Origin of the sequence: Chroococcidiopsis cubana SAG 39.79, from assembly GCF_003991895.1 — a bacterium.
GTDB lineage: Bacteria > Cyanobacteriota > Cyanobacteriia > Cyanobacteriales > Chroococcidiopsidaceae > Chroococcidiopsis > Chroococcidiopsis thermalis.
This window is the reverse complement of the sequence record NZ_RSCK01000005.1, coordinates 1-14,131: the sequence shown is the minus strand read 5'-3', so window position 1 is coordinate 14,131 and position 14,131 is coordinate 1. Positions and strand designations below refer to the sequence as shown.

The following is a 14,131-nucleotide window of genomic DNA, read 5'->3' as shown; positions in this document are numbered from 1 at the left end:
ACAAATGACAACCCCAGTTAATCTCAAAGCAAATACCAGCTCCCAACTCAATAACTCCACAGGTCGGGCTAAGCGTGCCGTACTAGCATATTCTGGGGGCGTTGATACTTCGGTATGTATTCCTTACTTGAAGCATGAATGGGGCGTGCAAGAAGTCATTACCCTAGCAGTCGATTTAGGACAAGGCGACGAACTCGAACCAATCCGCCAAAAAGCACTGCAATCGGGCGCAGATGAATCGTTAGTGGCAAACGTACAAGATGTATTCGTGAGAGAGTATGCCTTCCCAGCGATTCAAGCAAATGCCTTGTATGAAAATCGCTATCCCCTCGCTACAGCTTTAGCACGTCCGTTAATTGCGAAAGTCTTAGTAGAAGTGGCTGAAAAGTACGGTGCAGATGCGATCGCCCACGGTTGTACGGGTAAGGGTAACGACCAAGTACGGTTTGATGTCTCCATTGGCGCGCTCAATCCAAATTTAAAAATTCTTGCCCCTGCTAGAGAATGGGGTATGAGTCGGGAAGAAACGATCGCCTATGGCGAAAAGTTCGATATTCCCTTTCCAGTTAAAAAATCTTCTCCCTACAGCTTAGATAAAAATTTGTTGGGATTGGCGATCGAAGCTGGAATCTTGGAAGATCCTTGGGCAGAACCGCCAGAAGAAATTTATCAAATGACAAAGGCGATCGCTGACACTCCCAATCAGCCAGAATATGTAGAAATTACCTTTGCAGGTGGTGTCCCAGTCGCTTTAAATGGCGAAACCCTAGCGCCAGTCACGCTGATCGATCGACTCAATCAACTCGCTGGTAGCCACGGCGTAGGACGCATTGACATGGTAGAAAACCGCCTAGTGGGAATCAAGTCGCGGGAAATCTACGAATCTCCTGCCATGACAGTTTTAATTCAAGCCCACCGCGACCTCGAAAGCCTCACCTTGACTGCTGATGTCACTCGCTACAAGCGGGGAATTGAAGAAACCTACAGCCAACTCGTCTACAACGGACAGTGGTATAGTCCCCTCAAAGCCGCACTCGATGCTTTTATCCAGCAAACTCAAGTGCGAGTTTCCGGTACTGTGCGCGTCCAACTCTTCAAAGGCAACGCCACCATTGTCGGACGTAAATCGGACAACTCCCTCTACAACACCGAACTAGCAACCTACGGAGCCGAAGACCAATTCGACCACAAAGCCGCTGAAGGCTTCATCTACGTCTGGGGGCTACCAACGCGCATTTGGTCGCAACAAACGAGAGGCTAGAAGAGAGCTGAGGGAGCTGAGGGAGCTGAGGGAGCTGAGGGAGAGAATTGACTCACCACGCACCACACCCTACACCCCACACCCCACGCCCTCTTTACGACTCCCGACTCCCGACTCCCGACTACTCACTACTCACTTCAAAGGAAAGGACTATGCCAAGGCGCTCTGACATCAAAAAAATCCTACTATTGGGAGCAGGACCGATTGTCATCGGACAAGCGTGCGAATTCGACTACTCAGGCACGCAAGCGTGTAAAGCCTTGCGAGAAGAAGGATACGAAGTGATTTTGGTTAACTCCAATCCTGCCACGATCATGACCGATCCCGAAACCGCACAGCGCACCTACATCGAACCGCTGACCCCCGAACTGGTCACCCAAGTTATTGAATCAGAGCGTCCCGACGCACTCTTACCTACGATGGGCGGACAAACCGCCCTCAACCTCGCCGTTAGCCTTGCCAAAAACGGCACGTTAGAAAAATACGGCGTACAATTGATTGGCGCTAACCTCGCCGCGATTGAAAAGGCTGAAGACAGACAGCAATTCAACGAAGCGATGGCAAAAATAGGCGTTGCTGTTTGCCCCAGTGGTATTGCTTCCAACTTAGAGGAAGCCAAAAATGTTGCTCAAGAAATTGGTTCGTATCCTCTCATCGTCCGTCCTGCCTTCACGTTAGGTGGTACGGGTGGAGGTATTGCCTACAACCAAGAAGAATTTCTCGAACTCGCCACTTCTGGACTTGATGCTTCCCCTGTCTCGCAAATTTTGATCGATAAGTCCTTAATTGGATGGAAAGAATACGAATTAGAAGTGATGCGCGATTGTGCCGATAACGTCGTCATTATTTGCAGCATCGAAAATATCGATCCGATGGGCATCCACACCGGAGACAGCATCACCGTCGCTCCGGCTCAAACTCTGACTGACAAAGAATACCAACGGCTGCGCGACTACTCGGTACGGATCATCCGCGAAATCGGAGTGGAGACGGGTGGCTCTAACATCCAATTTGCAATTAATCCCACTAACGGCGATGTCGTGGCGATCGAAATGAATCCCCGCGTGTCGCGTTCTTCGGCTTTAGCATCCAAAGCCACCGGATTTGCGATCGCCAAAATTGCTGCTAAACTCGCGATCGGTTACACTCTCGACGAGATTGCCAACGACATCACGAAAAAGACTCCTGCTTCGTTTGAACCAACCATAGACTATGTAGTTACCAAAATTCCCCGCTTCGCCTTTGAAAAATTTCCCGGTTCAGATTCGACGCTCACCACGCAAATGAAATCTGTCGGGGAAGCAATGGCAATCGGGCGCACCTTCAACGAATCTTTCCAAAAAGCCTTACGTTCTTTAGAAACGGGTAGAAGCGGTTGGGGTTGTGACAAGCAAGAAAAACTGCCTTCTCTCGAACAAATTCGCGCCAACTTGCGTACTCCTAACCCAGAACGCATTTTTGCCGTGCGCCAAGCGATGCTTTTGGGCATGGGCAATGAAGAAATTTACGAGCTTACGGGGATCGATCCCTGGTTTTTAGATTCTTTCCAACAACTGCTCGAAACAGAAAAACTGCTCAAACGCACTCCCTTAGAATCGCTGGACGGCAAACAATTATACGCGATTAAACAACAGGGATTTAGCGACAAACAAATTGCCTTTGCCACCAAAACTAGCGAAGATCGAGTACGGCAATATCGCCAAAGCCTCGGCATCGTTCCCGTATACAAAACTGTCGATACCTGTGCTGCTGAGTTTGAAGCCTTAACTCCCTACCACTACTCCAGCTACGACGGCGAAACCGAAGTTCGTCCCTCAGACCGTCCCAAGGTGATGATTTTGGGCGGCGGACCCAACCGGATCGGACAGGGAATTGAATTCGATTACTGCTGCTGTCACGCCGCCTACGCCCTCAAAGGGGCTGGCTACGAGACGATTATGGTGAACTCCAATCCCGAAACCGTCTCCACCGACTACGATACCAGCGATCGCCTTTATTTTGAACCCCTCACACTCGAAGATGTCATCAACATTATCGAAGTCGAAAAACCGCTCGGCATCATCGTCCAATTTGGCGGACAAACGCCCCTGAAGTTGGCATTACCATTGCAGCAGTATTTGCAGGGAGCAGGGAAGAAAAGAGCTGAGGGAGCTGAGGGAGCTGAGGGAGCAACTACCAACTACCAACTACCAACTACCAAAATTTGGGGAACTTCTCCTGAAGATATAGATACGGCAGAAGATAGGGAAAAGTTTGAAAAGATTCTGCATTCTTTAAATATTGCTCAGCCACCTAATGGAATTGCTCGCAGCTATGAGGATGCCCTGGTAGTGGCTCAGAAGATCGGTTATCCAGTGGTGGTGCGTCCGAGTTACGTTTTGGGCGGACGAGCGATGGAAATTGTCTATTCTGACACCGAATTAGAGCGTTACATGACCTTTGCGGTGCAGGTAGAGCCGGAGCATCCGATTTTAATCGACAAGTTTTTAGAAAATGCGATCGAAGTAGATGTCGATGCGATCGCCGATACTACAGGTAAAGTTGTCATTGGTGGGGTAATGGAACATATCGAGCAAGCAGGAATTCACTCTGGCGATTCGGCTTGTACTCTACCTGCGATTTCCTTACCAACTCCGGTATTAGAGAAAATTCGCACTCAAACCATACAACTAGCCAAAGCGCTCAAAGTTGTTGGTTTGATGAATATTCAATTTGCTGTAGTGGGAGCGCACACCTATAACCCGCAAGTTTATATCTTAGAAGCAAATCCGCGTGCTTCGCGGACAGTGCCGTTTGTCTCCAAAGCAACCGGAGTCCCACTTGCTAAGTTAGCTTCGTTAGTGATGGCAGGGCAAAACTTAGCACAATTGGGCTTGAGCGAGGAACCGAAGTTAAATCATATTGCGGTTAAGGAAGCGGTATTACCATTTAAGAAGTTTCCTGGGACAGATACGTTACTCGGTCCCGAAATGCGATCGACAGGCGAGGTGATGGGAATCGATCGCGATTTTGGCTTAGCTTATGCTAAAGCTGAATTGGGAGCTGGAGAAGTCCTACCCCTAGAAGGAACTGTATTTGTGACTTGTAACGAGCGCGATAAGCCTCTAGTCGTGCCTGTAGTTAGGGATTTGATTGAATTAGGGTTTGATGTCATTGCCACCGATGGCACTCGTCGAGTGTTGCAAGAACACGGTCTAAAGGTGGGGTTAATTCTAAAGTTGCATGAAGGTAGACCCCACGTCCTCGACGCGATTAAGAATCACAACATTCAGTTGATTATCAATACGCCTTCTGGTGAAGAGGCGCAAACTGATGCTAAATTGATTCGGCGATCGGCGCTCACCTACAAGATTCCCATTATCACGACAATCGCAGGGGCGCGGGCTACAGCAGCAGCTATTCGGGCGCTCAAATCTCAGTCTCTCACCGTAAAGGCAATTCAGGATTACACGGCAGAAGCAAGCCAGGGAGCAGCTCAAAACAAGCAGAAAAATGATTCTCTTGTCTCTTCTACTTCAGCCTAGAGGCACAAGCAGCTTTCCTAGCCCCTCTTAAAAAGGGGGGTTAGGGGATCTCTTTTGCCGTAGTCAAAAAGCAAACTAGTATTACCCTCACTCCTTACTCCTCGCCTACGCTCATACTTCTGGTTCAATCCCTGCTGCTCTAAGTTGAGCGGCTAATCTTTCGGCTTTCTCAAGCCCCCACAGTAACAACCGCCCGTTTTCATCCCACCATCTCAACCAATAACCCGTTCTATTCTCTCTCGTTCCTTGCCACACTCCCAGAAATAAACCAATTTGAGCAATCCAGTAACGGTTATTTTCATCTGGAGTGCGGATTTGATATCGCCCATCATCTAACTGATAAGCTTCTATTTCTCCTGTATCTGGTTCAAAAATAATGTAGTGGGTAACTCTTAGCACTTGTTCGTAAAAAAACCATTTTCCGGGCGGATATGTAGGTTTAATTGAATATTCACCGCCTTCGGTATCCGAAAGGAATTCCATTACAATGACTGGAACTTCCCCTTGGAGTTGAGGAGTGTAACTGCGCTTAACTTCTTCTCTAGGAACTCGTATTGCGGGTATATATGCCCAATCTGGAGCTTTGACGACAAACTTTTGATTTACTGCGGCACAGATACCATAATTAGTGGTAGTTAAAGCATTGGGAGGAACCTTCCCAGCTATTTCTAAGCTTTCAGTCAAAGCCGCAGCTAGAGACGGCTGGTTGATGTTATCCACGGGTTCGTCGTCTAAAACAAAGTCATCTGGTAACTTTTCCCAGGTGATTTCATAGTTAGTAATACTGGTTAACATAGCGGCAGAGCGATCGCGTTTCCTTTTGTGGTTCTACTGCGAGAATATAGAGTCATTTTGACTCTACCACTTACAGACAATAATATGTCCAAACTCATCCTCATCCGACACGGACAAAGTATCTGGAATGCTGCCAACAAATTTACAGGTTGGGTAGATGTGCCTTTGAGTAAATTAGGGCGATTGGAGGCAACAAAGGCAGCTTATAAACTGAGAGATTATCGAGTTGATATTTGCTTTACCAGCTTATTAATTCGGGCAATTGAAACTGCGATTATTTGCCTGACGGAATTTGAAGAAATTTGTGCTGGGAAAAATCCCGTACTGAAACACGAAGCCGACGATCCGCACTGGCACGGTTGGGATAAGTATGAAGGTAATTCCAGTTGCGAACTTCCTATTATTCCCAGCATGGCACTGGACGAGCGTTTTTATGGCGATTTGCAGGGATTAAATAAAGCGCAGACAGCCGAAAAATATGGTGCGGATGTGGTACAAGCATGGCGAAGATCTTTTTCCATGCGTCCTCCTGGCGGCGAGAGTCTAGAAGATACAATGCAGCGCACTCTTCCTTTTTTCCACAGCCGCATTCTTACCCAGCTAAAACAGGGAGATAATGTTTTAGTTGCAGCCCACGGCAATTCTCTTCGCTCTATTATTATGCAACTCGATCGCCTCAGTCCCGAACTAATTCCGAATCTAGAACTCGCTACAGGTGTACCAATTATTTATGATGTGGATAACACCGGACAGGCAACAAATAAAATTATTTTAAATTAAATCTTTAAATTAAATTTTTGACTTTTAACTTTTAACTTTTGACTTCTCTCACTAACCACCGCTGACGGGGGGAATCAACACCACCTCATCTCCGTCCTGAAGGAGAGTATCGGGTTCGACGAATTGTAAATTAATCCCAAAGCGAGTCACGTCGCGCCACTGAGATAACTGTGGATGTTCGGAGATCAGGCGATCGCGTACTGCTGCAACTGGTGTATTCTGAGGAAATTCTAGTGCCAGTTCCGATTTGCCGTATGCTTCTTGATAGGCGGCGAAAAGTTTAATTGTGACTTTGAGGGTGTTAGTCATATTAGATTATGTCACGCAAAGACGCAAAGGCGCAAAGCGTTCTCGTAGGGCGAAGCCCTTCTCGAAGAGTAGAGTAGGCGCAAAAAAGAGAGTAGCCATTAGTTATTTGCTAACAGCTAATGGCTAATTACTAACTACTACGGACGTTCTTCGACTACGTGATCGATTAGACCGTATGCTTTGGCTTCCTCTGCTGACATGAAGAAGTCACGATCCATGTCTTTTTCAATTTTTTCTAGAGGTTGACCTGTATTGTTAGCATAAATCTGGTTTAACTGACCGCGAATTCGCAAGATTTCCCGCGCTTCAATTTCAATATCTGATGCTTGTCCGCGAGTCCCACCTGATGGTTGATGGATCATAATCCGCGAGTGAGGTAAGGCAAGACGCTTGCCTTTTGTACCTGCAGCAAGTAGGAAAGACCCCATTGATGCAGCTAAGCCAACACAAATTGTAATTACATCAGATTTGATGTGTTGCATCGTGTCATAAATTGCCATCCCAGATGTCACCATTCCCCCCGGGGAATTGATGTATAAGGAAATATCTTTGCCTGGATCTTCCGAATCCAAATAAAGCATAACCGCAATAATTTGGTTGGCAATTTCGTCGTCTACATCGCGTCCTAAGAAAATGATTCGTTCTCTATAGAGGCGGTTGTAAATATCAATCCACTGAGTGTATTGTTCCCCTGGCATCCGATAGGGAACCTTTGGTACACCGATAGGCATATGAGCTACTCCATTGTTGATTGTTGGTTGTTGGTTATTGGTTGTTCGCAAATGACCAATGACCAATGACAAATGACAAGCTAGATGACTCCAGCTGGTAGGGGAGGATTGGCTAAGTCTTGTTTCTCCAAGACGCGATCGATCAGACCGTATTCTTTCGCCTGCTGAGGAGTTAAGTAAAATAGCCGATCCATATCTTTGCCAATTTTTTCAATCGGCTGTCCAGTCGTTTTTGCCAAAATATCTAACAGTGTTGCCTTATTTGCCAACACTTCTTTCGCTCGAATTTGAATATCTGTAGCTTGTCCTTGGGCGTAGCTTTTGGGTTGGTGCAAAATAATGTTGGCATTGGGCAGACTAGCACGACAACCTGGAGTTCCAGCTGAAAGCAGCATTGCTGCCATTCCCATCGCCGAGCCGATACAAATGGTGTGAACGGGGGGTTTAATGTATCTCAGCGTGTCGTAAATGGCAAAGGCTTCAGTTTCAAAGCCGATGGGTTCGCCATTGTAGCTAGACGTACCTGTAGAGTTGATGTAGATTTTGATCGGCTTGTCTGGATCGTCAGATTGCAAATAGAGTAATTCGGCAATAATTAATTCGGTGACGGCGGGTACGAGGGGCATACCAAGATAGACAATCCGCTCTTTGAGTAGTAAAGAGGGTAAGTCTGGCGGTGGCGTGCGGTAGAAGTTATCGCCATAGTAGGGGGCTTGAACGGCTTTAATCGGTGAAACCATAGCAAATCCAGACGGTTACAATAATGCAATAATGACATTATCTGATAGTGTAATCCTAGCTTGAGGATGAGTTGAAAAGGGGTACGGATTCCTCACCCGGAAATCTCAGGTATGGATTTGAGGTTGCGATCGCATCCGAGATAGAAGCACATAGGATATTCTGTAATTGACAATAGAGATGGACTTAACATAACTTTTCCGTAGCAACAGTATGGGGCTGTGGAGCAGTTGATATCACATCTGGTTAGATAGGACGAAAGGTATGAAGGTTAGCTTGCAGCCTACCCTGAACGATGTCAATTTAGACGCACATCAAGCTACAAGTCAGCGACAATTGGCTGTATCAATTTCTGCGATCGCAAATAATTCGCAGCGGCAAGTTCCGCTTAATCTTTGCTTAATTCTCGACCAAAGTGGTTCGATGAAGGGACAACCGATTGAAACGGTGAAACAAGCGGCACAAACACTAGTCGATCGACTCCAGCCAGAAGATCGCCTCTCAATTGTCGTTTTCGATCACCGCGCCAAGGTAATCGTACCCAACCAAACGGTTAACAATCCTGACTATATTAAACGGCAAATCGACCGTTTATATGCTGAAGGTGGCACGGCGATCGATGAAGGGCTGAAATTGGGAATTGAAGAACTAGGGAAAGGCAAGAAAGAAGCCATTTCCCAGGCATTTTTACTTACGGATGGAGAAAACGAACACGGTGACAACGATCGCTGTCTGAAATTGGCACAACTGGCAGCTAGCTACAACTTAACCCTCAACACTTTAGGCTTTGGCGATTATTGGAACCAAGATATTTTAGAAAAAATTGCCGATGCGGGCGGTGGCGGTTTATCTTACATCCAACACCCAGAGCAAATTCTAGAGGAGTTCGGACGGCTATTCGATCGCATTCAAGCCGTGGAATTGACAAATGCTTACCTGCTATTATCGTTTATTCCTAAAGTACGACTCGCCGAACTCAAGCCGATTGCCCAAGTTGCGCCAGATGCAATTGAATTACCCATACAACAAGATACCTACGGACGTTACACCGTGCGCTTGGGAGACTTGATGAAGGACTCCGAACGGGTGGTGTTAGCAAATATGTATATCAGTCAGTTACCGGAAGGCAAACACACGATTGCTAGCGTCCAAATCTGCTATGACGATCCGGCGGTTGACCAAACTAATTTACTCTCTGACAATATTCCGGTAGAAATTAACGTAGTACGGGATTATAAACCTGTAAATAATCCGCAAGTACAGCAATATGTTTTAGCATTGGCTAAATATCGTCAAACACAGCTAGCCGAATTGAAATTACAACAAGGCGATCGCGCTGGCGCGGCGACAATGTTACAAACTGCGGCTAAAACTGCCTTGCAAATGGGCGATCGCAGTGCCGCTACTGTGTTGCAAGATAACGCCACGCGCTTGCAGTCGGGAGAAGAACTTTCAGAAAGCGATCGCAAGAAAACTCGCATCGTGTCAAAAACAGTGTTGCAGGATCAAGAAGGATGAACTATGCAGCTTGATGAATAGTCGGTTGTGGTAGTGGTTCGCCTGTTGCTTCATAAGCCATTATCAGGGATTCTAAGGCTTCTCTACCATTTGCTACAGCTGACTCATATGTAGCTCCATGAGTCCGCCAAGTCTGCCCGGGAAAATCGGGAAAACCTACCAAAAAGCAGTTATCTTCATTCGACCATTGAATCACCATCTTATACTTCATTTCACTCATCTTCGTGCGATTCCTGTTGTCTAGTCTCTATTTCTTGAATAGCTTGCTGAATTTCTTTTTCTTGGTATGGTTTAGCATCTGCTCCGTCATTGCCAGAAATAGTTAATTTTCCCGAATATAAAGGATGTATCCAGTTTGTATGGCTTCCTTTGCCTGGAAGTTCTGTAAAACCTGCTCGGCGTAGCGTTTGTTTCAGCTCCCTAATTTTTCTTGGCGTTATTTTAAGTATACTCTCAGGAAGCAATTATTATAAAATGTACATGACGTTTGAGATAGATAAATATTGTTCGGCAGATTCAGATTAGTTTTTTACCGCTGCCAAAATAAATTCAATTGCTGCCTCAGTATGTTTTTCTACCATTTCCTGACTAAGGCGATCGCTCCCAGAATTTAAATGTTTCCAATTTTCGTGTACGGTAAAGTAAAAAAGACAAACGCTTAAAATATGAGTTAATGTTAAAAATGGATCGAGGGGACGAAAACAACCTGCTTTCATACCACGATTCAGAACTTGGATTAAATGTTCATGTAGACTTTCTACGTTACTTTGTTTAAAATAAAAACCTTGATTTTGACTAGCTTCTTGAAACCAAAGCATCTGACGATGAGGGTTTTTTGCTTCGTAGGCGATCGCAACTCGAATAATTTGTTTGAGTGCTTCTTCTGGTGATAAATCGTTTAGTTTTAGTTGACTTACCATCGCCTGAACTTCGTTAACTGGACGCTGTAAAACTGCTTTGTATAAACCTTCTTTGTTCTCGAAATAGTAGTGAATTGTCGCAGTTGTAATTTGAGCGCGATCGGCAATATCGCTCATTCTAGCACCTTTAATTCCGTGTCTGGCAAACTCTAATTCTGCGGCATCAAGAATCTGTTTTTGTGTCGCTTCTGCATCTCGAAATTGTTTTTTAATAGGGTGCGATCGCGCCATGTTTGCTATTCCTCTTCTGGATTTGCAAACAGAGTTTCTAAATTGCGTTTACCACTCACAACTCTGACGATTTCAATTCTATCTTTTCCAACTTGATAGAGGATAATATACCCATCTAACGGTAGTCCTCGTAAGCCGAGACGTAAATTATCATACTGTCGTCCCATATTAGGAAAACTAACGAGCTGCTGACATTTTTTATTGAACGACTGTAGAAAGCGCTCACTAGCATTTACATTTTCTACTGCAAAATAGTTTAGAATGTCTTGCAAATCGCGGGAGGCAGGTTGAGAAATAATATACTGACTCATTGCTGAGCTTCTCTTGCCTGCTTGAACTTTGTTAACAACTGGTTGACAAATGTTTCACCATCGATTCCTTCCCCACGTTCGAGCGATGCGATTCCTTCCTCAACCTTAGCGCGAGTTTCAATCATCCACTGCTGGTATTCACGATCATCTTCTTCTAGCAGGTGCAGTGCTGCTTGAATGACTTCATCAACATTCTTAAATTTACCTGATGCCAGCAAAGTCTGGACTATCTTTTCTTGCTCTGGTTTTAAGGTGATATTCATACTGAATATTTTTGTTTACCTTTATCATAAGGTATCTGCCGAGCCTAACTTACTCTATGAGCCTGTATTGGCGGTTTGAACCTGTCAGGGTTGATTTTCATTTAGATGGTGGCTATACAAGAGTTATTCTTGAGCGTCTAGTTGGAAAAGGGATGTTAGATGGAGAATGGTATTGGGAGATCTCCACATCTTCTATTCCACCAAACTTGAGAAACATCGGCTCTCGCTTTTTGCTTTCTTGGCAGGATACTTATAATCCTGGCAATTTAGAAGATATTCGTGCTGCTTATGCAGATCTTCCAATTGTCGAGCTGTTATCAGAATAGCTAAATTGCTTGACGATCGCCCCTTCATCTCTCTAAACTTACTAATTAATTAGTAAGTTATTTTCAAGGCAGTTTGCATCATGCTACAAGGCGCACCCTGGCTGCTAGCGCACCGTTCTATGCTCAAGCCGAATCAGCCGATGAAGGTGTCGCTTTACGGTAAAGACTACGTACTTTGGCAGGATAGTACGGGTAACATTTGTTGCTTGCCGAATGCATGTCCGCACATGGGTGCAATGCTATCGGAAGGGTGGTGCGTGAAAAAATCTGATGGTAGTAGCGCGATCGCATGTCCGTTTCATGCCTTAGAATTTGATAATACTGGCTGTACGGTTTTACCAGGTACTAACAAACCGACTAAATCTTTATTACAACCGTTAGAATTAATCGTACAAGGCGATTTTATTTGGTCTTACGGTGGATTTGAGCCTATAATCCCAATTCCGACAATTTTAAACGAAATTGCAGCAGAGTATGAATTTGTCGGTTACACGGGCGATCGCAGTATTAAGACCAACTTTCTCAGTCTACTGCTAAATATGCACGACTACAACCACCAAAACGGCACTCATCGATCGCTATTTGAAATTGAGGAAGTTCAACTGAAGCAGTTTATTGACGATGGATTGCATTCCCATGCCTACATTGCACAACTGCGAAAAAAACCAAATCTACAAGATATTCTCAAAAACCCTGGACTCTTGGCAATGCCTCAAGTATTAGAAGCTCATTTAGAAAACTTCTTTCCATTCATGGGCATGGTACACGGCGAGAGTCCACTTTTAAGCTTAAAAGAATGCCATTTTTACCTTCCCGAATCAGAAACTCACTCTCGCGTCTACGTTCTGATGTTCGTGAAAGCACATCACCCGATTGCTCATTTAATTAAACGAAACCTCTTGCGACTAGTAGAAGTCGTCATCGAGCAAGATGCAGATATCTTAAGTAAACTTTATACCAACACACCTCAACACATTAAACTCAATAACGAGGTGGGTATGGATTGGGTGCGGCGCAACTATGCTAACTTTCCAGCAATTGTAGAGCCAAATTTTTCTCGATAACAGTATGCACGTTGCTTTAAAAAATACTGTATCAAGACATACTATTTGTCAAATTATTTGACTGATTCTTCAGAAGTTTCAATAACTGCTAAGCAGAATTGAGAAACAGCCATAATTCCGAAAACAGAAGCCAAATAAGCAGCAGCTAGGAATATAAGTGCGTTTTCAAAAGGAATGTAGGAAGTCATGGTGTGAATCTCCTCTGTTACTGATTAATTTTGAAGTTAAACCAAAATGGTGAATAGTTTGTGAAGAAAGCAGAAATCTTTGGTGAATAGTTTGTGAAAATGTGAAGAATTGGTGACGTGGATTAAATTGCGATCGCCAAATTCTCTTGAATTTTACAACAGGACAACACACCTTGATTCCGCAAACGCATAATCAATTTAAGGATCGAGAAACTCTTCCACATTTCCACCCGTATCGCGTTCCCAATCAATATCAGGCATTCGCTCAAAGGCTTCCCGCAACGAAGTCTCCCACTGCTTGCGAATTTTAGTGAGATATGGCGCACCCAACCGCAACCGCAAATCGTGTTGGACTTTGAAAGAGTCCTTTTCATACACCACTAAATTAATTGGCGGTCCCACAGAAATATTAGACTTCATCGTAGAGTCAATCGACAACAACGCACACTTAGCTGCTGCTTCCAATGTCGTGTTAAAATCCAGTATGCGGTCTAGAATGGGTTTCCCGTACTTAGTCTCGCCGACTTGCATAAATGGAGTTTCTGAAGTGGCATGAATGCAGTTGCCTTGACTGTAAATCATGTATAGCTCTGGCGGTTGTCCCTGAATTTGTCCCCCCAAAAGCAGAGTACATTGGACATCGATACCATCTTGCTTCAGCCATACCCGGTCTTGTTCTTGAATCTGCCGAATTTTAGCTCCAATGTAGCGGGCGACATCGTAGAGTGTTGGCAGGGTATGTAAATTAGCCTCTTCTGGAATTCTAATATCTCTATGCATCTGCGCGATCGCGCCTTGCGTCACCGAAAGATTTCCTGCCGTACAGAGCAGAATGACCCGTTCTCCTGGCTGGGAAAAATCAAATAGCTTTTGATATGTAGATACGTAGTCTACCCCGGCATTCGTGCGCGAGTCCGCCGCCATAACTAAACCGTGTTTGGTAATGATGCCCAGGCAGTAAGTCACAATAGTTTTGGGTCATTTTTGACTATAAAATTTTACAGTAATTGTAAGTGGTAATGGGTAATGGGTAATTGCGTGGTGCGTGGTGAGTGGTGCGTGAAGAAGGGGTGTAGGGTGTAGGGTGTGGGGTGACTCCTGACTCCTGACTCCTGACCAGTTAGTTATTTTATCTCCTCTGCCCACCTGCACACAAAGCCCACCTGCTCTCT

General features: G+C 45.0%; 17 protein-coding genes and 1 pseudogene. 6 read left to right on the top strand and 12 right to left on the bottom strand.

Annotated elements, in window-relative coordinates; all coding sequences use genetic code 11:
* Positions 1–4: 4 nt before the first annotated feature.
* Complete coding sequence (locus DSM107010_RS04770; RefSeq protein WP_015154717.1) at positions 5–1,261, top strand: argininosuccinate synthase; 1,257 nt, start codon at positions 5–7, stop codon at positions 1,259–1,261.
* 152 nt (positions 1,262–1,413) lie between these two features.
* Positions 1,414–4,785, top strand: a complete 3,372-nt coding sequence (carB, locus tag DSM107010_RS04765) for a carbamoyl-phosphate synthase large subunit (protein WP_015154718.1) — start codon at positions 1,414–1,416, stop codon at positions 4,783–4,785.
* 111 nt (positions 4,786–4,896) lie between these two features.
* On the opposite strand, the gene DSM107010_RS04760 is transcribed toward carB, so the two are convergent.
* The gene (locus DSM107010_RS04760; RefSeq protein ID WP_106167687.1) at positions 4,897–5,580 is read right to left on the bottom strand and encodes a Uma2 family endonuclease; all 684 of its coding nucleotides are present in this window, start codon (positions 5,578–5,580) and stop codon (positions 4,897–4,899) included.
* A gap of 84 nt (positions 5,581–5,664) precedes the next feature.
* Here DSM107010_RS04760 and DSM107010_RS04755 point away from each other — a divergent pair, with 84 nt between their 5' ends.
* Positions 5,665–6,360: a 2,3-bisphosphoglycerate-dependent phosphoglycerate mutase gene (locus DSM107010_RS04755; protein WP_015154720.1), complete on the top strand. Its 696-nt coding sequence runs from the start codon at positions 5,665–5,667 to the stop codon at positions 6,358–6,360.
* Positions 6,361–6,411: 51 nt separating this feature from the next.
* Here the strand turns inward: DSM107010_RS04755 and DSM107010_RS04750 are convergent, their stop codons facing one another.
* From DSM107010_RS04750 to DSM107010_RS04740, 3 genes are all read right to left on the bottom strand, one after another.
* On the bottom strand, positions 6,412–6,669 hold the full coding sequence (locus DSM107010_RS04750) for a MoaD/ThiS family protein (RefSeq protein ID WP_015154721.1): 258 nt from the start codon (positions 6,667–6,669) through the stop codon (positions 6,412–6,414).
* A 137-nt stretch (positions 6,670–6,806) separates the two neighbouring features.
* Positions 6,807–7,400 carry an ATP-dependent Clp protease proteolytic subunit gene (locus DSM107010_RS04745; protein ID WP_015154722.1) on the bottom strand — a complete coding sequence of 198 codons (594 nt, stop codon included), beginning with the start codon at positions 7,398–7,400 and terminating at the stop codon, positions 6,807–6,809.
* Positions 7,401–7,480: 80 nt separating this feature from the next.
* Positions 7,481–8,140 carry an ATP-dependent Clp protease proteolytic subunit gene (locus tag DSM107010_RS04740; RefSeq protein WP_015154723.1) on the bottom strand — a complete coding sequence of 220 codons (660 nt, stop codon included), beginning with the start codon at positions 8,138–8,140 and terminating at the stop codon, positions 7,481–7,483.
* A gap of 262 nt (positions 8,141–8,402) precedes the next feature.
* On the opposite strand from DSM107010_RS04740, the gene DSM107010_RS04735 reads away from it, so the two are divergent.
* On the top strand, positions 8,403–9,656 hold the full coding sequence (locus DSM107010_RS04735; RefSeq protein ID WP_015154724.1) for a vWA domain-containing protein: 1,254 nt from the start codon (positions 8,403–8,405) through the stop codon (positions 9,654–9,656).
* Position 9,657: 1 nt separating this feature from the next.
* Here DSM107010_RS04735 and DSM107010_RS04730 read toward each other — a convergent pair whose 3' ends face one another.
* From DSM107010_RS04730 to DSM107010_RS04710, 5 genes are read right to left on the bottom strand one after another with little or no spacing between them, the layout of a single operon-like run.
* The gene (locus tag DSM107010_RS04730; protein WP_015154725.1) at positions 9,658–9,876 is read right to left on the bottom strand and encodes a type II toxin-antitoxin system HicB family antitoxin; all 219 of its coding nucleotides are present in this window, start codon (positions 9,874–9,876) and stop codon (positions 9,658–9,660) included.
* On the bottom strand, positions 9,869–10,120 hold the full coding sequence (locus DSM107010_RS04725; RefSeq protein ID WP_199755403.1) for a type II toxin-antitoxin system HicA family toxin: 252 nt from the start codon (positions 10,118–10,120) through the stop codon (positions 9,869–9,871). Before DSM107010_RS04725 ends, DSM107010_RS04730 begins: the two co-directional genes overlap by 8 nt.
* A 57-nt stretch (positions 10,121–10,177) precedes the next feature.
* Entirely contained in the window at positions 10,178–10,807 is a 630-nt protein-coding gene (locus tag DSM107010_RS04720; protein WP_015154726.1) for a TetR/AcrR family transcriptional regulator, read from the bottom strand.
* Positions 10,808–10,812: 5 nt separating this feature from the next.
* Complete coding sequence (locus DSM107010_RS04715) at positions 10,813–11,118, bottom strand: type II toxin-antitoxin system RelE/ParE family toxin (RefSeq protein ID WP_015154727.1); 306 nt, start codon at positions 11,116–11,118, stop codon at positions 10,813–10,815.
* Complete coding sequence (locus tag DSM107010_RS04710) at positions 11,115–11,381, bottom strand: ribbon-helix-helix domain-containing protein (protein ID WP_015154728.1); 267 nt, start codon at positions 11,379–11,381, stop codon at positions 11,115–11,117. Before DSM107010_RS04710 ends, DSM107010_RS04715 begins: the two co-directional genes overlap by 4 nt.
* A gap of 56 nt (positions 11,382–11,437) precedes the next feature.
* On the opposite strand from DSM107010_RS04710, the gene DSM107010_RS04705 reads away from it, so the two are divergent.
* Together DSM107010_RS04705 and DSM107010_RS04700 are read left to right on the top strand one after the other, a co-directional pair.
* The gene (locus tag DSM107010_RS04705; RefSeq protein WP_106167689.1) at positions 11,438–11,707 is read left to right on the top strand and encodes a hypothetical protein; all 270 of its coding nucleotides are present in this window, start codon (positions 11,438–11,440) and stop codon (positions 11,705–11,707) included.
* Positions 11,708–11,787: 80 nt separating this feature from the next.
* Positions 11,788–12,771, top strand: a complete 984-nt coding sequence (locus DSM107010_RS04700) for a Rieske 2Fe-2S domain-containing protein (RefSeq protein ID WP_106167690.1) — start codon at positions 11,788–11,790, stop codon at positions 12,769–12,771.
* Between the two features lie 53 nt (positions 12,772–12,824).
* Here DSM107010_RS04700 and DSM107010_RS42045 read toward each other — a convergent pair whose 3' ends face one another.
* The 3 genes and pseudogenes from DSM107010_RS42045 to DSM107010_RS40895 all read right to left on the bottom strand — a co-directional run.
* The gene (locus DSM107010_RS42045) at positions 12,825–12,959 is read right to left on the bottom strand and encodes a hypothetical protein (RefSeq protein ID WP_015154731.1); all 135 of its coding nucleotides are present in this window, start codon (positions 12,957–12,959) and stop codon (positions 12,825–12,827) included.
* Between the two features lie 198 nt (positions 12,960–13,157).
* Positions 13,158–13,925 (bottom strand): proteasome-type protease, encoded by a 768-nt coding sequence (locus DSM107010_RS04695; protein ID WP_015154732.1) that lies wholly within the window; start codon positions 13,923–13,925, stop codon positions 13,158–13,160.
* 12 nt (positions 13,926–13,937) lie between these two features.
* A pseudogene (locus tag DSM107010_RS40895) lies at positions 13,938–14,131 on the bottom strand (hypothetical protein); the annotation flags it as partial.